We start from the raw sequence: 23279 nt of genomic DNA on the forward strand, positions 1-23279 counted from the left end.
GCGGATGCCTCACGTGAGTTCCAAACGTCCGCTGGATGCGGTGGTTCCTAACGGCTCGGCAGATCGATGACGAGCCCCTCATCACCAGTAAGCGTGACGGTGCCCGGAATCAGATCTCCGTCCCGCTTCGCCTCAGTTGAAACCAGGATCCTCGCATGCGCGTCCTCCTCCAGCTTCAGGGCCTGCGGGCGGTCGGTCAGATTCAAGACGACGAGAAGCCTGCTGTCATTGAACTCCCGGTAATAGGCCAACAAATCCTCGTCGACGACATATGGCCGATACGAGCCAACCGACAGCGCCGGCGTTTGCTTGCGCAGGTGCAGGAGGCGACGATAGAGATTCAGGATCGAACGGGCGTCCTCACGCAGCGTCGCGACATTGTTCGACCGCCAACCGTCCGCCAGCGGCAGCCACGGATCGACCCTGCTGAAGCCGGCATGCTCGCTCGCGTCCCACTGCATCGGCGTGCGGGCGCCGTCGCGGCCGACCCCGATTCCTGGCACGTTGCGCTCGAAGGGGTCGCGCACGCGGTCGCGGGGAATGTCGACCTGAGGCATTCCCAGTTCATCGCCGTAATAGATGGTTGGCGTGCCTCTTAGGGTCAGCAACAACATGGCGGCGGTGGCGGCCTGCCGTCGCCCCACCCTGCTGGCAATACGCGGTCGGTCATGATTGCCGAGCACCCAGTTCGGCCATCCACCTTTGGGCAGAGCCTCTTCATATTCGGTGATCAGCGCCTGGATGTGCTTTGCGTCCCAGCGCGCATTGAGCAACGCGAAATTGAACGGCAGGTGCACCCCGCCGAGATCCCTGCCGTAATAGGCGACCAGGCGCTCGACCGGCAGGTATATCTCGCCGATCAGCAGACGATCCGGAAACTCATCGACCGTCCGGCGCAACATCGCGACGACATCGTGCACCTCCGGCAGGTCGGTGGTGTAGAGCGGGATCAGCGCTTCATGCGGCGGCCTGCCGTCCCGATGATTCGGGTTGAGCGGATTGTCGCGGCACTGTTCGTCCTTGATCAGGTGCCAGATCACGTCGACGCGGAAGCCGTCGACGTCCTTTTGCATCCAGAAGCGAAGCACATCCTGCATGGCCGCCACGACTTCCGGATTTCGCCAGTTGAGGTCGGGCTGGGAATTCAGAAACGCATGATAGTAGTACTGGCCGGTGGCGGGATCGAACTGCCAGGCGCTGCCGCCGAAGTCGGACATCCAGTTGTTGGGCGGACCGCCATCAGGGGCTGGGTCACGCCAGATGTACCAATCGCGCTTCGGACTGTTGCGCGACGCGCGGCTTTCGACAAACCACGCATGCTGGTCGGAAGAATGGTTCGGGACAAAGTCCAGGATCACCTTGATGCCGCGCGCATGCGCTTGTGCAATCAGCCGCTCGAAATCCGCCATGGTGCCGAAGATCGGATCGATATCGACATAGTCGGCGATGTCGTAGCCGAAATCTTTCATCGGCGAACGGAAGATCGGCGAAATCCAGATCGCATCGACGCCGAGATCGACCAGATAGGGCAGCCTTTGGCTGATGCCCTTGAGATCGCCTACGCCATCGTCATTGCTGTCCTGAAAGGACCTTGGATAGATCTGATAGATGACGGCGGATTCCCACCACGGCCTCGATCCATTCATGGCTGTCGATCATTCCGATGCAAGGACCACAAAGGCGGATCGCGATGAACAATGTTGCCGAAGGATGGCGAAATCTTCATGACTGCGGACCGCGGCGTTTCGCGACAACAATTCGTCGGGATAGCTCAGGTTCCGAGCCACCTAACCGGATGCAAACGCTGGAACCTTCGTTTCGGTCAGACGTAAGAATCACGGAGGACCGACATGACCGATCAACAGACCTTTGCCTTGCTGCTGGGCGAGGCAGCGATGGCCGTTTGGGGCGATATGCCGCGCGACATCCAGGAAGCGTTATTCGAGACCGCGATGCGCGAGCGCGAGGACCTGCGCCATGGCCTCGCTTGCCTGCTGCATGAGCGTCATCCCAGAACCCAACATCCGGCGAAACCGGCGTGACGGCGGGTGAACCCTAATCCGCGAACGCGACATCCGCGATCACGGGAAGATGGTCCGAATAGGCGCAGGCCTTGCGATCGGTCCAGGCCGAACGGATCGTCAGATCGCGCGAGGCGTAGATCCGGTCGAGCCGCATCATCGGCAAGCGCGACGGAAATGTCCTGAGCCGCGTTCGCACCGGGCAAATCCGCGCCAGCACCCCACGTACCGACTTCACCCAGAACCAGTCGTTGAAATCGCCAATTACGAGGGTCCTTGTCGGCTGCACCAGGTCGGCCAGGGCATGCGCCTGGGCGTGCCGTTCATGGATGCTCAAGCCGAGATGCGTGGCAATGACGCTGACGTCCCCCAGGCGGGACACGATGCGCGCGGCGATCGCCCGGCGCGGCTCGCGCTCCTGATACGAGACATCGGAGATTGTCGGCGGCTCGGCGAAGGGCCAGCGGCTGAGCAGCACCTGCCCGTAGTCGCCGTCTTCCGTGACGATCGACCGCGCGTCGACGCTGTGGCCGCCGACCGCTTTTGCCAGCAGGGCAAAGGGATCATCGGTCCGTCCGCGCGAGTCGACCTCCTGCAGCGCGACGATGTCGGGCGCCCAGTGCCGGATGACGGAACAGACGCCGTCGACATCGAATCTCGGGTTGAGATGGAAGATGCCATGGACGTTCCACGTCATGATGCGCAGCGTCGCCGTCACGTTCTTCGTCCCGCCATCCACGTCACCAGGAACTGCACGCCTAGGCACAGCGCAATCCAGGCGAGGATCGCCAGCGCCAATAATACCGCGTTGGTCCACGAGGCATTGCGCGCGAGATCCGCGATCTGCGCGCCGAGCGCAGCCATCACCGCGATGCCTGGCGTCATGCCCAGCACGGTGCCGAGCAGGAAATCGCGCAGGCTCAGCTTGCTGGCGCCCGCCACCACGTTCACGATCGAGAACGGTGCGATCGGCACCATCCGGATCATCGCCACCGCAACGACGCCCTTGCCGATGATGCGGCTCTGAACCCGGGCGGCCCGGCGACCTAACAGCCGCTGCAAGCGCGCCTGGCCCAGCACGCGGCCGATCGAAAACAGCGTGAGCGCGCTCAGCAGCACGCCGACGCCGGCGCTGAAGAAGCCCATCCACGGCCCAAGCGCCGCCGACGTCGCCGCGATCAACACCAGCACCGGAAACACCACGAGCCCGCCAAGGACGAAGGCGGCGATTGCAAACAGCGGCGCAAAGTGCGACCCCGCGGGCTGCGAAATGATCGAGGAAACGAAGCCGACGTCAGCGAAATCGCGCAGCGACGTGTACTGCCAGGCGAGCGCGAGGCCAGCGAGCGCCGCGGCGAGGCCTGATACGGCCAAGATCGTTCTTGGCGTCCACATGCGATTGGCGGCGCGGTCGAGGTGCAGCGGCTCCCTGGGATCGGCGACGGGCTGCACCATGATGGCCATGCCGCCGACTGACGCGGCGGGATCGATCGGCTGCAGCGATTTCGCGGCGTCGCTCTCCGCCAGGCGATCGAGAAATCCGAACAGGTCGGCTTCGTTGCGCGCGATCTCACGTTCATCGACGCCGCAGAAATGCCCGATCAACTGGCGGCGAAGCCGCGCGATATATTTGCGGTGCGTTTCAGATGTCGCCTCGAAGGCGAGATCGCATTCGGTGTCGGCGCCCATCGAGCGATTGTTGAGGTTGGCCGAACCGACGCGCAGGATGTGATCATCGACGATCATCACCTTGCTGTGCACCATGACGACGGCATTCTTCTCCGGCCCTCGCGTCGATGGATAGAGAAAGCGGACCCGGTCCATGACACCAGCCGCCACGAAGTGCCCGATGAAGCCGCCGCGGCCGCTCTGCATCGCCTGCGATTCGAACCAGGACGAATGCATCTTCGGCGTCACGATCAGGACGCGAAGCTGCGGCACGTCCAGCAACCGCTGCGTCAGGAGGCGCGCGATGTCGGTGGCGCTGGTGAACTGGTTCTCGATATAGATGAAGCGGTCGGCCGCATTGATGGAGGCCTCGAACAGCCGCGCGACCTCGTTCACCCCGCCGGCACTCGCCGTTGCGATCTCGGTCCGGGCGATGCCCGCGGTCATGCCGCGGCACTGCACCGCCACCGAGGCCGGCCAGCGATCGCCGGCGACCGGAGCGGTTGTTGCGACCGTGCAGCCGGCGCTCCGCCACCTGTTCTCGGCCACCTCGGTCAGGCTGGCCGCAATCTCGCCATCCACCATGCACTGCACGTCGTGAAACGGCGGATAGGGCTTGCCGTCGGGATCGGTGCGCAGCGGATGCTTGGCTTCGTGGGCGCTGGTGTCCCAGCGCCGGATGGTGAGGTCGAGACCGCCGACAAAGGCAAGCGCGCCATCGATGACGACGATCTTCTGGTGCTGCGCCGAGCCCAGGGGAAGGCTGGAGTCGAAACAGAAACAAAGCCGGCCCGATGCGTCCGCCGTGAATTTGGTGACCGAATTCCATTCCCGTTCCGCCGCGTAGAGCGCCGGAAAATTCCAGATCAGGATGTTGATCTGCAGGTCAGGCTTCTCGCGCAGCAGCGCCTTGAGAAACGCACCGAGTTGTTCCGGATAACCATCCTCGGCACGCCCAGAAGGCCCGACGAAGCGGGTCTCGCTGTGGATGTCCCAGCCGATGATATAGACCTGCCGCGTCGCGCGCAGCAGCGCCTCCCGCAAAGCGGCGAAATAAGCGGCTGCATCGTTGAGAATTGCCAGCCGCCCCGCCTTGCATCTTCTCCAGACGGTTTCGCCCGGGATGAGGATGGATGAGCTTTGCAGCAGGCGGCACCTCGGCGACAGAAGACAAGCGGGATCACGAACGAATGTTCGCCCGACGACAATTCAACGCTTGGCAGGCCTGACAGTTCCAGCCAGGCGGAACTTGCCGCCTTCCCCACCGCTTTCGGCGCGTCGTCGAATTGCTGGGGACACGCTAGCGGTTGCTTCTATCGGCGAGAACCGGGGACATAGCGTTCCGGACCAGGCACTTCCTTCTCAACTGCAGGCTCAATATAGCTGATGTGCAGCGATGTCGGCGATTTGAAGCCGTCGAACATGACGCGGACGGTGCTGCGATAACGGCCCGAGCCGATGACAACCCCTTCCCGGCCGGCAAGATTCGGACATCGCGCGGCTCCGAGCGCGCTCATTCTGATGCGGGTCCGTTCAGGCAGTGAAGGCTGTTGGTCGGGCGGCGTCTTTGGCGGCCTCGTCGTCGGGCCGGGTGCTTTTGCAGGATTCATTTGCGCGCCCGGCGATGAAATACGTTCGGTCTCGACTGCACGACAAGATATTCACCGACCGGATCGCCTAGCGCTCCCGGAATGCACGCGTCATGCTGTCGTGGATCGGTTTGACGAGGTACTGGAAGAAGGTCCGTTCCGACGTCTTGATGTAGACCTCGGCCGGCATGCCCGGCGTCGGGCTGAAGTTCGGGACGTTCCGGCTCTCCTCGCGGTTGAGCTTGACGCGGACGAGATAGATGTCGGTCGGCCCGACCTGCTGGGACTTCTTTTCGTCAGCCAGCGTATCGGCCGACAGGTACACGACGTCGCCGGAGACCATCGGCGTGATGCGCTGGTTCAACGCGGTCAGCCGCACCATCGCGGTCTGCCCGTGCTTGACATGGTCGATATCCTGCGGCCGCAATCGCGCCTCGATGATGAGCTCGTCCTTCAGCGGCAACAGCTCCATGATGTTCTTGCCGGCCTCGACGACGCCACCCCGCGTGTGATAGCGCAGCTTCACCACAACACCGCTGACCGGCGCCGTGACGCGGATACGATCGAGCACGCCCTTGGCGCTCAACATCCGCTCGCGGACGTCGGCCAGTTCGCCCCGCACCTCGTGCATCTGTTCGACCGCGGTCTTGATCGCGGTCTTGCGCACGCCGTTGATCTGCTCGACCGCGCGGGCAATGCGTTCCTTGGCATCGCCGATGTCGCCCATGATGCGGCCCACTTCGCCTTCCAAATTGGCCTTCGACCGCTGCAGCACCATCAGCTCGGGCTTGCGCACCAGGCCGGCCTGTACCAGCTTGTCCTTGGTGACGATTTCCTCGTCGAGCAGAACGATCTGACGGTGGACCGCCTCGAGCTGCACCCGAGATCCGCGGATACGCTCCTCCAGGGCGTTGATGCTCTCGCGGATGCTCTTGATGTCGCTGTTGAGATTGTTGCGGCGCGCCGCAAACGTCATCTGCTGGCTGTCGACGATTTCCTTCACCTCGGACGAGTTCGCAAGCCAGTGGCCGATCTCGGCCGGCCACGTGACGTCGTTTTCCTCTTTTGTCTCGGCCTGCAGCCTCGCATCGATGGCTGTCAGGCGGATTCGCCGCAGGAACAGCCGCTGCAGCTCCGCGCGCGCCGCGGTGTCGTCAAGCTCAAGCAAGGTTTGTCCAGCTTCCACCGTGTCGCCCTCGCGTACGTAGATTTCGCGGATCATGCCGCCTTCCAGATGCTGAATGATCTTGTTTTGCCCGGTAACGACGAATACGCCGGAAGCGACCACGGCGCCGGCAATCGGCGCCATGTTGCCCCAGACTCCGAATCCCATCAGCACCACCGCCATGATCAGCGCGCCGGCAACGGTCGGCAGCTTGGTCGATCGCGGCAGCGAATCGTACCAGGTGCCATCGGATTTGGCGGCGCGCTCCGCAATTTTCCTGTTGGCCATCGTGCAACCTCGTTCCTGTCAAACCCGCCCGGCGCCGCTCAATTCAACGAAGGCGGACCGTCCGGTCCGGTCGGGGTACTGTTCGGCTTGCGTCCGGTAATCATCGGAATGATCTCGTCGCGGCTGCCGAAGGCCTGCACCGCGCCCTGATGCAGGATCATGATCTTGTCGACGCTCATCAGCAGCGCCGCGCGCTGGGTGATCGTCACCACCGTGATCTGCTTTTCCTTGGCGCGCAGCAGCGCCTTGGCAAGCGCCCGCTCGCCATTGGCGTCGAGATTCGAATTCGGCTCATCGAGCACGAGCAGGCGGGGATTGCCGAAGAACGCGCGCGCCAGCCCGATCCGCTGCCGCTGGCCGCCGGACAGCGGACTTCCGTCCATGCCGACGACGGTCTCATAGCCTTGTGCAAAGCTCGAGATCATCTCATGCACATCGGCGATCTCGGCGGCATCGAACACATCCTCGTCGCGTGCGTCGTCGCGCATGCGGCCGATATTCGCCTTGATGGTTGCCGGGAACAGTTGGACGTCCTGCGGCAGGTAGCCGACGCTCTCGCCGAACTGGCGCGGGTCCCAGTTGCGCAGGTCCATCATGTCGAGCCTCACGCTGCCGGCGGTCGGGATGATCGATCCGACCAGCATGCGAGCCAGCATGGTTTTGCCCGTGCCTGAGTCTCCGACGATGGCAAGCGATTCCCCGGGTTTCAATTGAAAGCTGATGCCGTTCAGGATCACCTTCTTGTTCGGCGGCGGCACGTAGAGAATGCGTTCGACATTGAGATATCCGGCTGGACGCGGCAGGCGAAGCCGCTCCAGGTTGAGCGGCGAGTTCAACAGCAGCGCCTTGACGCGGGCATAGGCCGAACGCGCCTGCACGAAGTTTCGCCAACCTTCGATCGTGCCCTCCAGCGGCGCCAGCGCGCGGCTTGCGACGATCGAAGCCGCGATCACCATGCCGCTGGTAATCTGGCTTTCCAGCGCCAGCCACGCGCCCCAGCCCAGGATCGCGATCTGGGTGCACAACCGCAGGAACTTCGACAGGCCCGTCATCAGGATATTGCGGTCCTGCCCGATCACCTGCGCTTTCAGGGATTCCACGGTCTCGCGGCCCCATACCACGACGCCTTCCGGAATCATGCCCATCGCATTGATGACCTGGGCGTTGCGGGCCATCGATTCAGCCTGCAGATTGGCCCTCGTGCCGTAATTATTGGCCTGGTTGAACGGGAGCGCCGTAACTCGCTGGTTCAACAGCGCCACGACGACCAGCGCGACGCCTGATCCCAGCACGATGAATCCGAGATGCGGGTGGATCAGGAACACCACGGCAAAATAGACCGGCGCCACCGGCGTATCGAACATCGTCAGCAGCACCGGACCGGTAATGAACGCGCGCAGGTGCTGCAGGTCCGCCAATGTCTGGAATTCGCGGCTGGATCCGCTCTGCGCGGCCTTGGCGGCAGCACTCAGGACCGGACCGCCCAATCGTGCCTCGGTTTCGACCGCAACCCGCATCAGGATGATGCGGCGCATCATGTCCATCAGCACATGCGCCCCGATCGCGATGACCACGATGATGGTGAGCATCACCAGCGTGTCCGTGCTGCGGCTGGTCATCACGCGATCGGACATGTTGAACAGGTAGATTGGAATCGCGAGCACCAGGAGGTTGACCGCAACCGAGAACAATCCAACGGTCACCAGGTTGCGGCGAGCGTTCGCCAGACCGCTGCCGAGCACGTCCCTGAATTCATTGTCGCTGGAACGCTTGTGCAGTGGCGGCGAATTACCGCCACCGCCGCCTCCACCCCTGCCGCCTGAGGAGCCGCCACCGTTCTTGTCACCTCCGGTGCGGAGCGGCGGCGCCGGAACCGCCTGCTCGATCACGACGGTAGATCCCGGCGCCGGCGTCTTGGCTTCCGCCCGCGCCTCGGTTCTGGCCTCGGGCTTGGCCACCGTCTTGGCCTCTGTCTTGGCCACCTTCCGCAGGAATGGCTCGGCCGACCGTGGCTCGGCGATCCTGGGCGCAGTGCTGGCTTCGGCCGAAACACCCTTCTCGTCGGCAAATTTGACGAGCGAATCTCCGACACGCGAAGGCGGCGGATCAAACCACGGGCGAAGCGGAATTATCTTGGCGGCGCTCGCCGTTGCTTCGTCATGCTGAGTAAGGCGCAAGCTCCCGGCGTTGCCTGAACGATCATCCCAGCCCCACATCTGAAAACTCTCCTGCAACTGAAATAAACAAAGCGCCTGCTCATGCCGCTAGTGCAGCACGCTCGCCATCGGGTCTGCCTGCACTGAATTGACGATCGCCGCCGGCGGCGGGCTCGTCGTATCCTGGGCATCGTCCACGAAAGCAATCAGTTCGGTCACCAGCGCATTGGCATCGGCGTTGACGTCGCTATCGGACGCCGTCGGCACCAGGTTGGCCTGCACCAGAATGGAATCGGTGTAGATCTGACCCTCGACGTAGGTGGCGTCAGGATTGAGATCGACGATGGCAGCGTCGTTGGCCAGTTCGTTGCCGCCGGTGGTAACCAACTGCGTCACGGCCCCATCGGGATCAAGCGCCATCAGGTCGGCGAGCGGCTGGTTCTGAAGCTGATACATCACATCAACGTCGGAAGTGATGTTGGTCTGCCAGATCGCATTGATGTCGTAATAGTCTCCGGTGATGTAGAGCACCTTCAGGGGGCCGCCATGGCCGATAAGGGCGCTGGCCAGTTCGGGATCGAGCGATGTCAAGCCGGCGGCAATCAAGCTTTGGATCAGCTCGAGATTGCCAGGCATCTCGTCGAAAGTATCGCCGCCATAGTTTGCAACCGCGGCTTCGTTCGACAGGCTGTTGCCGCCCGAACTCGCTGATTGAAACGGCTCGACGCCGTCGGCCGCCATCGCAATATTGTCGTCATCCAGCAGGATGTTGTTTTGAAAGATCACGTTCAGGCCGTGATAGCCGCCCTTGATGATGATCAGGTCGTATTGAATGCTGCCGTCATAGATCAGGGACAGATTGCCTTGTTGATTGTGGCCGCCGACGAGGTTGTAATGGCTGCTGCTGACCTGCATTGCCACATCGTTGTCGGAGAGACAGTTGACCTGGGCTACCGCGTGAACACTGTAATAGTCACCGTCGACGACGTCGATGACCCAGTTCGGGCCGGCCATCCGGGCCGCGAAGCCGTCGTAGATGCTGGGGTTCTGGGCGAAATCGGCGATGTTGGTGGCGACGTTCGCGTTGTCACTAGTTAACGACGGCGCGCGGCTGCCGCCCGATACGCTGACCTCGTCATTGTCGACGATGATGTTGGTCTGGAAGATGGCGTTGGTCTTGAAGTAATCGCCCATCACCAGCATGGTGCGGGCAGCCTCACCGATATCGACGATCAGCGCCCCGTTGACACTGAGGTTGCCGCCCATCGAGGCCCACTGGCCGATGCCATCGCCGGTATCCGGCAACTTTTCGACCGGCGCCGTCGACTCCGCTGGCCGCTGCTGCAGCTCGCCATTGACATAGTAGCCGGGGATAACCGAGTTCGCATCCGGCGTACCGCCGCGCGCGGCCCAGGCCGCGTCGTGCGCGATCAGGAAATCCGTCGCGCCGCCATCGGTTTGCGGCATCTGCCAGTCGGCAGGAATCTCTGCATTCGCGTCGGCCGCCAATTGCTCAACGACGGCCATCGCATCGCCGTTGAGGTGCGCGATCAGCGGTGCAACGACCAACGCATCCGCCGGCAGATTGACGTCGTCATCGTGCATGAAATTGTACTGGTGAACCGTCAGTTGGGTCTGCTCGCCGCCTTCCTGATATTTCACCCTGACGTGATGCTCGGCACCCCCTCCTCCGCCCCCGCCAGGCGGTTTCGGCAGCGGCCCGTTCGGTGCCTGCGAACGCGGAAAGAAATCGAAATCGTCGTCCTGCGGGCCGTGGAGCAGCTTAAGCGGGCGGCCGCGAACGAAATGAATAGGATCGTCCGGCATCAGTTCCGGCACCGGGCCCGCCGCGGTTTCCATGTCGTCGGGAGCGACACGATAACTGTAGTTCGGCCGCAGCGTCGTGTAGTCGTCAGATGGACGAGGTGCGAGACTTTCATCGAACTCGACGCGGTCCCGGGCGATGTCGTGGAAGATCCGAAAATAGCCTGCAAAGTGGGAAATAATTTCAACGACGCTCGCTGACGCCATGGGAACCTCCCGTCGCCGTGGAGTACTGAAGCCGCCATAGGCCTCCGTTCTCCCCGGCGATCGCAGCGACTGAAATGAAAATGACTGGAAGAAAAATCCGCGCGGCTAACGCCGCGCGGATCGAACGCGAAACTAGCCGATATCGTTGTCCGTCAGATTATCGCCGGCGGCCTGAATGCTGACGCTGTTGAACTGGATGTTAGCACCCAGCGTGATGTTCTGGTCGAATGCAGACTGGTTGAGAACTGCATCGGCACTGGAAGCGACGTTTGCACGGTCGCCAATATTGTCGGTATCGATCCTTGACGTTCCGCCCTCGATCTTGGCGTCCATGTCGAAGCCGGCACCCGGGTTGCACCATGATCCGCCGCCGCCGCCATCGTAGCTGGCAGAAGAGCTGTTGGTGTCCTGATCGAGCAGGTTGTTGACCTGATCAATATTGAACTGGTTGCCATCGCCCATCGTCTGGGTGACCACGTCGGGCATCACGACAGAGCCGTGCGTGGTGAAGTGAGTGAGATCGATGACCGGAGTGCTCAGGCCGTCAGTGTCGAGTTCAAGGTCGACCTTTACGTCGACACAAACGTCGACCTTGTTCTCGACCGTGTTCTCGATCTTATTTTCGATATCGTTGTCGACCCTGTTGTCGACGTCGTTGTCAACCTCGTTGTCGACCTCGTTCTTGTTCTCATTGAAGTTCAGGTTGCCGTTCAGGTTTCCGTTGCCGTTCAGGTTGCCGTTGGCATTCCAGTTGTCGTTGCTGCTGTTGGATTCCAGCGACTGGACCGCGGTCTGGTATTGCCCCTGACCCTGGCCCTGGCCTTGCAACTGGCCTTGGCCCTGACCCTGCAACTGAGCCTGAAGATTGGCCTGCGCCTGCAGTTGGTCTTGCTCCTGGTCCTGATCCTGATGCTTGGGATCCCACTTCGGCTTTGGATACACCATGACGCGCTCCTGCGGTTGGAGCATCGCGGGCGGGCGGAGATCGCTGATCTTCTAAGTCTGCGGTCTTCGATACGCGGCGGTGCTCTTTACGTCGGTTCTTCCGACCGCCGGCACCTCGCGTTATTGCGGAGGCCGGCGCGGCCAGAATGCCGCCACAGCTTCGCCAACAACATGCACGCATTGGATGCAGCGCCGTATCTTGCGATATCAACCATCGATGCGAGCGGCACTCGCTAATATTTCTGCGTTGGAATGAAGAGGGGCGGAACGAGGCCGGCCCCGCCCGTCGTCGTCCCGCATCAAGCTGCGTCGAGCGGAACGGCTTTCGGCTGCACGCCATGAACATGCGCTTCGAGCCGCGGCAGCAGATCCCAGATCTCACGGTTGATTTTCGTCATTTCGTTGGTCGTCCGCAGCATCTCCTGCAGACGGCTTTCGTCCAGCGCCTTTATCTCTCCGAATCTCAGGCTCGACCGTGTTTCCATGAGCCGCATCGACTGCGTATGGGTGATGGCGCCCGAGGAATCGAAAATGAACATGCAATGATTCAGCTCGTTGCGAACCTTGGTCGATTCCGAGAAGCGTTCGATCAGAGTTGTCAGGTTCTTCGACAGAGCCTTGTCGCTGACCCTGATTTTGGCCAGCCGCTGGATCAGATCCAACCTCGCGCGCGTTGTGTTCAGCGTCGCGAACACGACTGCGGCGGAGGCCTCGTCCGTGCGCAAGAGAATCATCAATACGTAGATGAAAAGGCTTTCATTATTCGACCAACTGCAGATCAGGTTTCCCATCAGGGCGAGAATGAATGTGCGGCGATCCGCCGAGGCGGGAGCCGCGGCAGCGAGCATGTCGAAATCCGGTTTTGGCGGCAGCTTGCTGACAAACATGGCAATGTGTCCGGAAAATGCAGGCCGATCATTTGATCGTAACGGCTTCATGGCCAAAGACGCACATATCGAAAGATATAGCAGCGAACGTTGGGCGACCGCTGCTCTGCAAGCACGGCAACTAAAAATTGCTTGCCATCCTGCTGTAGTTCCATTGCTTTCGACGACCTCTTGAGGCTCGCACCGCTTGGCATTCCGTTTGAACCATAGTAAACTTTTATGCACAATTAAGATGCAAAGTGATCTGTTTCACATCGATTCCGATGAATCGGATGGAACCTATCGATAGTCATAGGACGAAAAGTCATAGGACGTAATGTGAGGGGCGCGTTATGTCAGTCCCGTTTCGGAAGACGGTTTTCCTTGTCGATGCGATGGCGTTCAGACGGGCTCGCGCAGAGAGCTTCTTAAGTCCGTGGGCTCGAAACGAAAGCGTCGAACTGATTTCGCTCGATCCTGACGAAGCTCACACAAAGCTTGTCGAGCGCGCCGTATGCGACATGCTGATTTACAGCGTCGGCGCTCCCTCTGCCCACGAGGTCTTCACCGAGATACAGGTATTGCATACGCTTCGCCGCGAGGCGGCACTGGCTATCGTCTCCGACGATGAACACCCCGCCACCGTTCTCGCCGCGATCCGTTGCGGAGCCCGGGGCTACTTCAGCAATTCCATGGCCCCCGAGCTTGCGTTGCATGCACTTTCGTTTGTCCTCCATGGCGGCACTTATTTTCCGCCCGCCGCCATCCTGGCCGGTCACACCTTCAGCGCACCGGCGCGGGTTGAATACAAACAAGCGGACGTGCCCCAGGAGCAGGCGCTTCCCGGGCTTGAACAACAGGCGCAGGCCCCTCCCCTGGGGCCGGAGGATGGCCCTTACGACCAGCAAGTCCCCCTTTTCGATGATAACGCGCTAGGCGCGCAGCGCCACAATGGCTCAAACGGCGCGCGGCATGCACCCGAGTTTACCGAGCGACAGCACGCCGTTCTCGCTTGTCTCCGCCAAGGCGACCCCAACAAGGTGATCGGCCGCAAGCTCGGCATGACCGAAACGACCGTGAAGGTCCATGTCCGCGAAATCATGCGCAAGCTGGGCGTGAGCAACCGGACACAGGTCGCGATCGCGGCGGCTCGCGTCTCCGCGAGCGGCGCTATCGAAGTGATTTCCGCGGATTCAACCTGACGGTCAGGTCGTCCGTATCCTACTAGCAATCGCTTCTCGGCGCTGCGTGCCGGCGCCATCTCGCGGAAAAATGAATCCGTCGCGACGGGCCACAACCAGCGCTGCCGATACCGGATCATTGGTGTTAATCCTTCCGATAGGGGCCACGAAAGAACAGGATGCTTCGGAGACCTTTGCGTCGCCAATTCCATTGTCATTGCCCTGCCCAGGGAAGGATCAAGCCCGCTTCGGGTGCAAGGTCAAAACCGAGCGCGAAGCTGCCTGCGCGCGCATCACCTCATCAATGACGGCCACCAGCGCCGCCTGATCGAACGGCTTGGAAATGCGTGGCAGATGAGGCTGCGCGGAGCCCAGCAGCTCGGCGTATCCCGTGCAGAGCACCACGGGCGTGCCGGGACGCTCGGCGGCCACCGCCTCGGCGAGCTGCAGCCCGTTCATCCCCGGCATGGCGTAATCCGTTACCACGATGTCGATCTTCGGCATTCGGCGCAGCAACTGGACTGCCTCCTCGCCGGAGCGCGCCTCGATCACGGCGTGACCGAGATCGTCGAGCATCGCAGCGACGCTGTCGAGCACAAGCAGGTCATCATCGACGACCAGCACGGAGATCGGGCGACTGCTGCGCGACGCGGGGCGCGACGGCTCGGCGGCATGAGGCGCGGGCAGCTCTTCATCCTGGGAGGCGGGCAGCCAGATCTCGGCCGTGGTCCCCTCGCCGATGCGGCTCTTCAGCAGCAGCGCACCTCCGGACTGTTCGGCGAGCCCCTTCACCATCGAGAGGCCGAGACCGGTTCCCTTGCCGACGCCCTTGGTCGTGAAGAACGGCTCCTGCGCATGCTTGAGCGTCTCCTCATTCATGCCGCAGCCGGTGTCGCTCACCGAGATCGCGACGTACCGTCCCTCGGCAAGACCATCGATGGCGTGCTCTTCGCGTGCGGCGATGCTGATGACGCCGCCCGTCGCGATCGCATCGCGGGCATTGACGGCGAGGTTGAGGATCGCGAGCTCGAGCTGGTTGGCATCGACCTTCACCTTCGAAAGCTCGATCGGAAAACGGGTCTCGACCCGGATACCCGGATCAAACTTCAGGAGAGCCGCCATGCCGCGCACCAGCTCGGGGACATCCACGACGACGGGCTTGAGGTCCTGCTTGCGCGCGAACGCCAGCATGCGCTGGGTCAGCGAAGCACCGCGCAGCGCCCCCTGGATCGCGTTGTCAAGGAGCCGATGAATTCTGGGATCTTCCGGCTGGAGGCGCTTCTTGGCGAGTTCGAGGCTGCCCAGGATCACGGCAAGGATGTTGTTGAAGTCATGGGCGACGCCGCCGGTCAACTGTCCGACAGTCTCCATCTTCTGCGATATCACGAGGGCGTCGCGCGTGCGCTCCAGGGCTTCCTGCGCCAGGCGGCGCTCCGTCACATCCCGCACGATCTTGGCAAAGCCGATGATTTCGCCACGCTCGTTCTGCACCACACGAATCGTCGCCTCGGCCCAGAAGCGGCTGCCATCCTTGCGAACACGCCAGCCCTCGCCTGTCGACTTGCCTTCCCGTTTTGCATCCTGAAGCACGGCATCGGGAGCTCCGGAGTCGCGATCCTCTTCGGTATGAAGGATGGCGTAGTGCGTGCCGACGATCTCGTCGCCGTAGCCGATCAGCCGGCGCGCGCCGAGATTCCAGTTCGCCACCCGTCCCTCGGGATCGAGCATGAAGATGGCGTGATCGGCCACCCCCTCCACCAGCAGACGGAATCGCTCCTCGCTTCGCCTGAGCGCCTCGGCTTCGCGGTCGGCGCGTTCCGCCGAGGCGCGATCATACAGGGCCGCGGCGAGCCCGATGACAAGGACGACGATCGTGGTGCCGGCGACAAGGAACGCGAGCGGCGCCTGCCCCACCGCGCCGTGCACGGCGCGGCCAAGGACATCCGCTGGAATGAAGGACGAGCCCCGCATGGCGGCGTAGTGCATCCCGGAGATCGCCAGGCCCATGACGACTCCCGCCGATATCCGCTCGAGCACGCTCGTCATGTGAAAAGCGAGCCGTAGCGCGATGATGGAAGCTCCGATCGCAATGGCGATGGAAAGCACCACCCAGACCGGATCGTAGTGGATGGAAGCCGCCATCCGCATCGCGCTCATGCCGGTATAGTGCATGCCGGAGATCGCGAGCCCCATGCCAACGCCGGAAACGACAAGCGCGTTCGACCGCTGGCTGACGACAACGAACGCGGCTGCCGCGACCAGGATGGGAAGGGCAAGCGAGAGCAGCGTGAGCAGCGGATCGTAGGAAATTTCGATCCCAGGAAGGCTGAATGCCAGCATGGCGACGAAATGCATCGACCAGATGCCGCCGCCCATGGCGACTGCCGCGGCCCCTAGCCAGCCCAGGCTGGCGGAGCCGGAAGCGGCCCGCATGCGGGTCGCGAGGTCCAGCGCAGTGTAGGAAGAAAGCGCGGCGATCAGGATCGACAGCGCGACAAGAACGGGGTCGTGGGAGCCTGGATGGTGATGCATTCCATAGACGGCGCAGCGAAAGCATCAAACTAGCACTGATTTGCCGACAATGCATTGTTCCCGCGCCGAATAGCAGGCTGTCGAGGTGTCAGGCCCGGGCGGAAAGCATGGCCTCGGCGGGAGGGATCGAACCTCCGAACAGCGAGATCAAAATCCACCCGATTATTCAATGACTTCAACGCGAATTTGAATCGAAAATGCGCTGTCGCCCCTGCTAGAGGAAGCCGATCGTGGTCGCGGCGAGGAACATTGGCACGCCGCCCGGCAGCGTGGTCATGACCTTGGCGAGCGACGCCGAGAAGCCCGACTGCGTCAGCGCCCAGGCCATGCCGGTTGCCGCACCGATAATGAGCAGGATGGCACCCGAGAGCGAGACGGTTTCAACCAGCATCGGATAGGGAATGCGCGTGTACCTGGGCGGCCGCGCCCATGATCAGGGTCCGGCGGCTCATGATCATCGGCTTGCGCGTGGTCATCGATTCCTCCTTGGCATGCGGGCCCGACGGGACGGTTGAGTGGCGTGTTTCCCGTAGTTTTCTTGTTGGCAGGGGACCCGAGGGCCCAGCGATGGGCGGCAACCGTCATTCCGCGCAGCCGAGCTGCGAACCGACCGATGTTGCCGGAGTTTGTTATGGAGCGCCGTTAGGGTCTCAGCGCCCTAGCCATTGCTTGATCTGTCTTGATACTTCCGCGGTGGAAATTCCGTAGCGGTCGTGAAGGGTGGGCAGCGCGCCGGCGGCGAGAAACTCGTCGGGCAGTGCAATCTGGCGGAAGACCGGATGAACGCCGGAACGCATCAAGAGCGCGGCAGTCGCTTCGCCGAGGCCGCCGATCACAGTGTGGTTCTCCGTAACGACGACCAGCCGGCCTGGCTTGCCGGCTTCGCGGAGGATCGTCTCGCTGTCGAGTGGCTTGATTGTCGGAACATGCAGTACGGCCGCGTCCACACGGTCGCCGGTCAGCGCCTTCGCGGCCTCGAGCGCGCGCATCGTCATGAAGCCGGTGGAGATGATCAGGACATCCCGGCCGTCCCGGATCAGAGATGCCTTGCCGAGTTCGAAGTTGTAGCCGTACTCGTCGAGCACCACCGGCACCTGGCCGCGCAGCAACCGCACATAGACGGGGCCTTGATGGGCGGCAATCGCGGGCACCACTTGCTCGATCTCGTGCGCGTCGCAGGGATCGATCACTGTCATGTTCGGCATGGCGCGGAACAGTGCGAGATCCTCGGCCGCCTGGTGGCTTGGACCATAGCCCGAGGTCAGGCCCGGCAGGGCACACACGATCTTCACGTTGCGGTCTTCCTCCGCGATCGTTTGATGAATGAAATCGTAGGCGCGGCGTGAGGCGAACACGGCGTACGTGGTCGCGAATGGCATGAAGCCTTCGGCCGCAAATCCCGAGGCGGCGCCGAACAGCAACTGCTCGGCCATGCCCATCTGGTAGTACCTGTCAGGGAATGCCTTGGCGAAGATATGCAGGTCGGTGTACTTGCCGAGATCGGCCGTCATGCCGACCACGTCGGCGCGGTTGCGAGCGAGTTCGACGAGCGCATGCCCGAAAGGCGCCGGCCTGGTCCTTTGTCCTTCGGCCGCGATCGAGGCGATCATGGCCGACGTAGTCAGGCGCGGCTTTCCCGTCGGCGCTGCTGATCCACTTGGCTTCATCACTGCCTCCCTGCTTCGAGCGCGCCAAGCGCGAGCTGCCATTCGTGCGGTTCGACGCGGATGAAGTGGTTCTTCTCGCGCTGCTCCAGGAACGGAACGCCCTTGCCCATCAGTGTATCGGCGACGATGATGCGGGGCCTGGGCTCGGGACAAGACTTGGCGGTGTCGAATGCCGCCACCACCGCATCGAGGTCATTCCCGTCCACGCGCTGCACGAACCAGCCGAACCCGCGGAGTTTGTCCACCAGCGGCTCGAACGCCATCATTTCCGTCGAGGGACCATCGGCCTGCTGGTTGTTGACGTCGACGATGGCGACGAGGTTGTCGAGCTTGTGGTGAGCTGCCGACATGATCGCTTCCCAGACCGAGCCTTCGTCGAGTTCTCCGTCGGAGAACAGTGTGAAAACCCGCGCACTGGAATTCTTGCGCTTCAGCCCGAGCGCAATTCCCACGGCGATGCTCAAGCCGAGCCCGAGCGACCCGCCCGACATCTCCATGCCGGGCGTGTAGGAGGCCATGCCGGACATCGGCAGGCGGCTTTCGTCGCTGCCATAGGTCTCGAGCTCGGCCTCGGGAATGATCCCGGCCTCGATCAAGGCCGCATAGAGCGCAATGGCATAATGGCCGTTCGAGAGCAGAAAGCGGTCGCGCCCCTCCCAGGACGGCTGCTCCGGCCGGTAGTGCATGGCGTGGAAGTAGGCGACCGCGAGCACGTCGGCGATATCAAGCGCCTGCGCGATGTAGCCTTGCCCCTGAACCTCGCCCATCCGCAGCGCATTGCGGCGGATGTTGTAGGCGCGCTGCGCCAGCGTCGGCGCATTGGCAATTGTCGGAGTCGTTTCCATGGCGATCTCCCCTCTCCTGCTGCTCAGTGAATCAGCATGCCGCCGTTGACGTCGATCACCGCCCCTGTCACGTAGGCGGAGAGGTCTGACGCGAGGAAGGTGTAGATTCCCGCGACGTCATTGGCTTCGCCGAGACGGCCGAGCGGAATGCCTTCGAGTATCTTTGCCTTCATCTCGTCGGTGAGCTTGCCGGCCGTGACGTCGGTTCCGATCAGGCCGGGCGTGACGCAATTGACGCGGATGCCATCGGGTCCGAACTCGCGGGCCATGGCCTTGGCGAGGCCCAGCACCCCGGCCTTGGCCGCCGAATAATGCGGGCCACCGAAGATGCCGCCGCCGCGTTGCGCCGAGACCGACGACATGCAGGCAATCGAGCCGGACTTGCGCCGGCGCATATGCGGGATCACCGCCTGGGAGAGAAACAGCACGCCCTTGAGATTGACGTCCTGAATGCGTTCCCAATCTGCCGGCGTAATTTCGAGTAGCTTCACCGGCTGGGTAATGCCGGCGTTGTTGATCAGGATGTCGATCTGGCCGAAGGCGCCGATCACAGCGTCAGTCGCCTTCACGCAGGATTTCTGGTCGGCGACGTCGCATGCGAGACCCAGATGGGGTTCGTCGGAAAGCTCCTCCAGGCCTTTAGCTGCGGCCTCTGCCGCCGCACCGTCGATGTCGATGATCGCGACCCGGGCACCTTCCGCCGCAAACCGCCGGGCGGTTGCCAGGCCAATTCCGCGCGGCGATGCTGCGCCCGAGATAACCGCCGTCTTGCCGCGTAGCAGCATGCATTCCTCCCTGACATTCGACCCTGCAAGGCGCCGTCGATCGGCACTGCTTCTTGATGATATCGACTACGCCCCATCCGATATCCCGACAAACGCGCAGTTGTCGTCGATAGATGAATCTGGTTCACTTATGGCATGTTGCTCTCCAATATCCCGATTTCAGCGGTCCGCGCCTTCGAGGCGGCCGCGCGCACCGGCTCTTTCCGCGATGCCGCCAGCGAACTCCATTTGACGCCGAGCGCCGTCAGTCACGCGATCCGCAAGCTGGAAAGCGCGATGAGCACCACGCTTTTCGAGCGCAGCGCCCGCTCGATCCGGTTGACGCCGGCCGGACATAACCTGATGCGTCACGCCGGCGCCGCATTCGACAATCTGCGCCGCGGCATTGAAGAGGTGGCCGGCCGCGGCCCGCTACTGCTTCGGGTCCATTGCGCGCCGAGCTTCGCGGCGCAGTGGCTGGCGCCGCGGCTCGCGAAATTCATCGCTGCCGAACCCAAGCTGGAAGTACGGCTCGCCGCCGGCACCGAATACGCCCGGTTCAGCAACGACGATTTCGATCTCGATATCGTCTATGGGCAGCCGAGGAGCGAGGCCCTGGAAATCGTCCCGCTCGGCGAAGAGACGGTTACGCCGCTTTGCGCACCGGCGCTGGCAAAGAAAATCCGCAAGCCGAAGGACTTGTTCGGCCAGGTACTCATCCGTTCAGAGGTCAAGCAGGTCCAGTGGCATCAGTGGTTCGCCGCGAACGGGCTTGAGTCGCCCGCGATCCATGGCATGCGCTTCGATCGCAGCTTCCTCGCGATTGCCATGGCCTCAAGCGGCCTCGGCGTCACCCTGGAGTCGACACGCCTCGCCGAACGCGAGATCGAGACCGGCCGCTTGGTCGCGCCGCTTGCCGGCCGCGCCGTCGATGTCCGATATGTCGGCCATCATCTGGTATTCCCCCGCGCCAACCGGCAGCGCCGCGCGGTTCGGGCATTTGCCGATTGGATCATGGCGGAACTTGCGCAAACGAAGCGCTAAGCTTCGTATCCATTTGTCCAGCAATTCGTGGAGCAGATCAACCGTGGAGAACGAGGAGTGGTCGGCCATGGGCGCTCGACGGGCTCCGACCAGATTGTTAAGCCCGCCTCCGCAAGGATACTTTGAGTCGAGACATGGCCGTTGCGATCGAGATGGGACACACCAGGGCAGGCGCCCCGGCGACTCTGGACCTTGAGGAACTGCTTGCGACTCGCCTGCTGGTGCAGGGCAACTCAGGCTCCGGCAAATCCCATCTGCTACGCCGGCTGCTGGAACAGAGCGCCCCCTGGGTGCAACAGACCATCATCGACCCCGAAGGCGACTTCGTGGCGCTTGCCGACCGTTTCGGCCATCTCCTGATCGATGCCGAGGACCATACCGAGCGCGGCCTGCAGGTCGCCGGCGAGCGAGCGCGAATCCATCGCGTCTCCACGGTGCTCAATCTCGAGGGGCTCGACGCCGAGAATCAGATGCGGCGCGCCGCCGCTTTCCTCGGCGGACTTTTCGATGTCGCCCGCGACCACTGGTACCCGATGCTGGTGGTGGTGGATGAGGCGCAGCTCTTCGCGCCGGCAGCCGCCGGCGAGGTTTCGGACGAGGCGCGCAAACTCTCGCTCGGCGCCATGACCAACCTGATGTGCCGCGGCCGCAAACGCGGGCTTGCGGGGATCATCGCTACCCAGCGGCTGGCAAAGCTTGCCAAGAACGTCGCGGCCGAAGCGTCCAATTTCCTCATGGGCCGGACTTTTCTGGATATCGACATGGCGCGCGCCGCCGACCTTCTGGGCATGGAGCGGCGACACGCAGAGGCCTTTCGGGATCTGGAGCGCGGGCAGTTCATGGCGCTGGGGCCCGCCCTCTCCCGCCGTCCGCTCGAGCTGTGCATAGGTCCGACGGATACCACGCCGCGTAACGCGACCCCGCGCCTGATGCCTCTGCCCGAAGCGACGCCGGACGCACGCGCCATCATCCTGGCCGCGCCGCCGCCCGAGAACAATCGGCCGCAACGACGCTCGCCGCCAGACCTGCTCGGCCAGCTCATGGCGGCGAAAACCGCGGCGCTGGAGAGCCGTCCCGAAGCGGTGGAGCAGCCACTCAGCGCCGAGGAATTGGCGGAGCGACGCGAGCGAGTGGACCGGATACTGCGCGCCATCATGGCGGAACCCGACGCGGGATTCCGTGCCATCGGCGTCCTTTATCAGGAGTTCGTGGTCCGCTGCCGAATAGAGGGCCTCGGTTCGGCCGTGCCGGACCTGGCTGACTTCCGTCGCATGCTGACGCGCGCCCGTGCCGGGCTCGGCTCCGATATGGCCGAGGATGACGGGTGGCAGGATGTCTCGGTCCGCGCCTCGCTTCTGCCGGAGGACATGCAGGGCGTCTTCATGATGATCGCCCGGGCCGCGAAGGAGGGATGGCCCTGCCCGGGCGATGCGGCGATTGCGCGCGCCTATGGCTCCCATTCGTTGCGCCGTGCACGGCGCCTGCTGACCTACATCGAGGAGCAGGGCCTCATCGTTTGCCAGCTTGACGGCTCCGGCCGGCGGATCGTGACACTCGTCGAGCTGGCCTGGGCGACCGCACCGGGCGACCCCAATGCCGCGGAACTGCCGGCGGAGCCAGGCTGCACCGGTTCTCTATGATGAGATGGTTGCCGGTCTCACGCCGCGGTATATGATTCGCAAAAGTCGTTGCGCGTTGCGCTAAAGTCCGTTTGACGCGTCCGCGATCTTGTCGCCGACCGATTTTTTCATATGTCCCTTGAAAGGAGCCTGAGCTTGAGCGTTGCCTTTACCAAGGAAGACAGTGCCGAAACCGCGTCGGAGACGTTGCTTCCCGACCGCCCGGTTTCACCTCATCCGAACCTTGTGACGGAAGCCGGACTAACGGCGCTGGAATTTCAGCTCGACCAGGCTCGCAACGCGTACGCGGCCGCGCAGAAGATCGAAGACGTCAATGAACGACGACGGCAATCAGCAGCCCCTCTGCGTGATGTGCGCTACTTTGCGACGAGAGTTCGCACGGCCCAGGTTATCGCCGATCCGACGTCGACTGACGCTGTCGCCTTTGGGAGCACCGTGACGTTCAGGCGAGACGATGGGCGCGTGCAGAAATATCGTATCGTGGGAGAGGACGAGGCGGACCCCAAAGCCGGTTCAATTTCCTACGTATCACCAGTGGCAAGACTTCTGATGGGCAAAGCTGTTGGGGATGAGGTCGACACAGCCGGTCAAAAGCTTGAGATCATTTCGATCTCCTAAAGCATGATGAAATTAGATTTGATTGCGACCAGAAGAAGGTGCGCTCCCTCTCCCGTTTGCGGGGGAGGGTTGGGTGGGGGTATCTCCGCGGGCGACACTGCCCGAGTGGAGAGAGCCCCCACCCGGCGCTTCGTGCCGACCTCCCTCGCAAGCGGGAGAGGGAAAGCGCCTCCGCGGCTAAACTCATCTAACCAAAAATCATCATGCTCTAGCCCGTCCCCACCCGGACCGTGCGCTTTGGTTCCTGCGCTTGACGCGC

Annotated in this window: 18 protein-coding genes and 1 pseudogene; 5 read left to right on the top strand and 14 right to left on the bottom strand. The window is 62.7% G+C overall.

Annotation, left to right across the window (positions count from 1 at the left end):
- Positions 1 to 47 precede the first annotated feature (47 nt).
- The gene (locus HCN50_RS03400; protein WP_171708186.1) at positions 48 to 1646 is read right to left on the bottom strand and encodes an alpha-amylase family glycosyl hydrolase; all 1599 of its coding nucleotides are present in this window, start codon (positions 1644 to 1646) and stop codon (positions 48 to 50) included.
- A 204-nt stretch (positions 1647 to 1850) separates the two neighbouring features.
- Here HCN50_RS03400 and HCN50_RS03405 point away from each other — a divergent pair, with 204 nt between their 5' ends.
- Positions 1851 to 2042, top strand: a complete 192-nt coding sequence (locus HCN50_RS03405; protein ID WP_171708187.1) for a hypothetical protein — start codon at positions 1851 to 1853, stop codon at positions 2040 to 2042.
- 13 nt (positions 2043 to 2055) lie between these two features.
- Here the strand turns inward: HCN50_RS03405 and HCN50_RS03410 are convergent, their stop codons facing one another.
- From HCN50_RS03410 to HCN50_RS03445, 8 genes are all read right to left on the bottom strand, one after another.
- Complete coding sequence (locus HCN50_RS03410; protein WP_311966968.1) at positions 2056 to 2739, bottom strand: endonuclease/exonuclease/phosphatase family protein; 684 nt, start codon at positions 2737 to 2739, stop codon at positions 2056 to 2058.
- Positions 2736 to 4733: a VTT domain-containing protein gene (locus HCN50_RS03415; protein ID WP_235976709.1), complete on the bottom strand. Its 1998-nt coding sequence runs from the start codon at positions 4731 to 4733 to the stop codon at positions 2736 to 2738. Before HCN50_RS03415 ends, HCN50_RS03410 begins: the two co-directional genes overlap by 4 nt.
- Before the next feature lie 269 nt (positions 4734 to 5002).
- Positions 5003 to 5206, bottom strand: coding sequence for a hypothetical protein (locus HCN50_RS03420; protein WP_171708188.1), 204 nt, complete (start codon positions 5204 to 5206; stop codon positions 5003 to 5005).
- 160 nt (positions 5207 to 5366) lie between these two features.
- A complete protein-coding gene (locus HCN50_RS03425; RefSeq protein WP_171708189.1) occupies positions 5367 to 6731 on the bottom strand; it encodes an HlyD family type I secretion periplasmic adaptor subunit in 1365 nt (454 codons plus the stop codon).
- A 38-nt stretch (positions 6732 to 6769) separates the two neighbouring features.
- On the bottom strand, positions 6770 to 8947 hold the full coding sequence (locus tag HCN50_RS03430; protein WP_171708190.1) for a type I secretion system permease/ATPase: 2178 nt from the start codon (positions 8945 to 8947) through the stop codon (positions 6770 to 6772).
- A gap of 48 nt (positions 8948 to 8995) precedes the next feature.
- On the bottom strand, positions 8996 to 10918 hold the full coding sequence (locus HCN50_RS03435; protein ID WP_171708191.1) for a hypothetical protein: 1923 nt from the start codon (positions 10916 to 10918) through the stop codon (positions 8996 to 8998).
- A gap of 132 nt (positions 10919 to 11050) precedes the next feature.
- A complete protein-coding gene (locus HCN50_RS03440) occupies positions 11051 to 11863 on the bottom strand; it encodes a hypothetical protein (RefSeq protein WP_171708192.1) in 813 nt (270 codons plus the stop codon).
- 299 nt (positions 11864 to 12162) lie between these two features.
- Positions 12163 to 12975: a hypothetical protein gene (locus HCN50_RS03445; RefSeq protein WP_311966969.1), complete on the bottom strand. Its 813-nt coding sequence runs from the start codon at positions 12973 to 12975 to the stop codon at positions 12163 to 12165.
- A gap of 107 nt (positions 12976 to 13082) precedes the next feature.
- Between HCN50_RS03445 and HCN50_RS03450 the strand changes: the two genes are divergently transcribed.
- Positions 13083 to 13931, top strand: a complete 849-nt coding sequence (locus tag HCN50_RS03450; RefSeq protein ID WP_171708193.1) for a response regulator transcription factor — start codon at positions 13083 to 13085, stop codon at positions 13929 to 13931.
- A gap of 216 nt (positions 13932 to 14147) precedes the next feature.
- On the opposite strand, the gene HCN50_RS03455 is transcribed toward HCN50_RS03450, so the two are convergent.
- The 5 genes and pseudogenes from HCN50_RS03455 to HCN50_RS03475 form a co-directional block, all read right to left on the bottom strand.
- Complete coding sequence (locus HCN50_RS03455) at positions 14148 to 16442, bottom strand: MHYT domain-containing protein (RefSeq protein ID WP_171708194.1); 2295 nt, start codon at positions 16440 to 16442, stop codon at positions 14148 to 14150.
- Between the two features lie 217 nt (positions 16443 to 16659).
- Positions 16660 to 16839 (bottom strand): annotated as a pseudogene (locus tag HCN50_RS03460) (TRAP transporter large permease subunit); the annotation flags it as partial.
- A gap of 253 nt (positions 16840 to 17092) precedes the next feature.
- Complete coding sequence (locus HCN50_RS03465; protein WP_171708195.1) at positions 17093 to 18109, bottom strand: transketolase family protein; 1017 nt, start codon at positions 18107 to 18109, stop codon at positions 17093 to 17095.
- Positions 18109 to 18954, bottom strand: a complete 846-nt coding sequence (locus HCN50_RS03470; RefSeq protein ID WP_171708196.1) for a transketolase — start codon at positions 18952 to 18954, stop codon at positions 18109 to 18111. The genes HCN50_RS03465 and HCN50_RS03470 overlap by 1 nt, the downstream gene beginning before the upstream one ends.
- A 23-nt stretch (positions 18955 to 18977) precedes the next feature.
- Entirely contained in the window at positions 18978 to 19739 is a 762-nt protein-coding gene (locus HCN50_RS03475) for an SDR family NAD(P)-dependent oxidoreductase (protein WP_171708197.1), read from the bottom strand.
- A gap of 138 nt (positions 19740 to 19877) precedes the next feature.
- Here HCN50_RS03475 and HCN50_RS03480 point away from each other — a divergent pair, with 138 nt between their 5' ends.
- From HCN50_RS03480 to greA, 3 genes are all read left to right on the top strand, one after another.
- On the top strand, positions 19878 to 20762 hold the full coding sequence (locus HCN50_RS03480) for a LysR substrate-binding domain-containing protein (RefSeq protein ID WP_171708430.1): 885 nt from the start codon (positions 19878 to 19880) through the stop codon (positions 20760 to 20762).
- Positions 20763 to 20896: 134 nt separating this feature from the next.
- Complete coding sequence (locus tag HCN50_RS03485) at positions 20897 to 22402, top strand: helicase HerA domain-containing protein (protein WP_171708198.1); 1506 nt, start codon at positions 20897 to 20899, stop codon at positions 22400 to 22402.
- Between the two features lie 135 nt (positions 22403 to 22537).
- Positions 22538 to 23020: a transcription elongation factor GreA gene (gene greA / locus HCN50_RS03490; protein ID WP_171708199.1), complete on the top strand. Its 483-nt coding sequence runs from the start codon at positions 22538 to 22540 to the stop codon at positions 23018 to 23020.
- Positions 23021 to 23279 lie beyond the last annotated feature (259 nt).

It is taken from the genome of Bradyrhizobium archetypum, assembly GCF_013114835.1.
Lineage (GTDB): Bacteria > Pseudomonadota > Alphaproteobacteria > Rhizobiales > Xanthobacteraceae > Bradyrhizobium > Bradyrhizobium archetypum.

What these genes read in the sequence shown, in the direction of transcription:
- HCN50_RS03485 (WP_171708198.1), top strand. Translation starts at nt 20,897, where the DNA reads ATGGCCGTTGCGATCGAGATGGGACACACCAGGGCAGGCGCCCCGGCG.
- HCN50_RS03425 (WP_171708189.1), bottom strand. Translation starts at nt 6,731, where the DNA reads ATGGCCAACAGGAAAATTGCGGAGCGCGCCGCCAAATCCGATGGCACC.
- HCN50_RS03400 (WP_171708186.1), bottom strand. Translation starts at nt 1,646, where the DNA reads ATGAATGGATCGAGGCCGTGGTGGGAATCCGCCGTCATCTATCAGATC.
- HCN50_RS03475 (WP_171708197.1), bottom strand. Translation starts at nt 19,739, where the DNA reads ATGCTGCTACGCGGCAAGACGGCGGTTATCTCGGGCGCAGCATCGCCG.
- HCN50_RS03435 (WP_171708191.1), bottom strand. Translation starts at nt 10,918, where the DNA reads ATGGCGTCAGCGAGCGTCGTTGAAATTATTTCCCACTTTGCAGGCTAT.
- HCN50_RS03405 (WP_171708187.1), top strand. Translation starts at nt 1,851, where the DNA reads ATGACCGATCAACAGACCTTTGCCTTGCTGCTGGGCGAGGCAGCGATG.
- HCN50_RS03465 (WP_171708195.1), bottom strand. Translation starts at nt 18,109, where the DNA reads ATGAAGCCAAGTGGATCAGCAGCGCCGACGGGAAAGCCGCGCCTGACT.
- HCN50_RS03450 (WP_171708193.1), top strand. Translation starts at nt 13,083, where the DNA reads ATGTCAGTCCCGTTTCGGAAGACGGTTTTCCTTGTCGATGCGATGGCG.
- HCN50_RS03440 (WP_171708192.1), bottom strand. Translation starts at nt 11,863, where the DNA reads ATGGTGTATCCAAAGCCGAAGTGGGATCCCAAGCATCAGGATCAGGAC.
- HCN50_RS03430 (WP_171708190.1), bottom strand. Translation starts at nt 8,947, where the DNA reads ATGTGGGGCTGGGATGATCGTTCAGGCAACGCCGGGAGCTTGCGCCTT.
- HCN50_RS03455 (WP_171708194.1), bottom strand. Translation starts at nt 16,442, where the DNA reads ATGCATCACCATCCAGGCTCCCACGACCCCGTTCTTGTCGCGCTGTCG.
- HCN50_RS03420 (WP_171708188.1), bottom strand. Translation starts at nt 5,206, where the DNA reads ATGAGCGCGCTCGGAGCCGCGCGATGTCCGAATCTTGCCGGCCGGGAA.
- HCN50_RS03470 (WP_171708196.1), bottom strand. Translation starts at nt 18,954, where the DNA reads ATGGAAACGACTCCGACAATTGCCAATGCGCCGACGCTGGCGCAGCGC.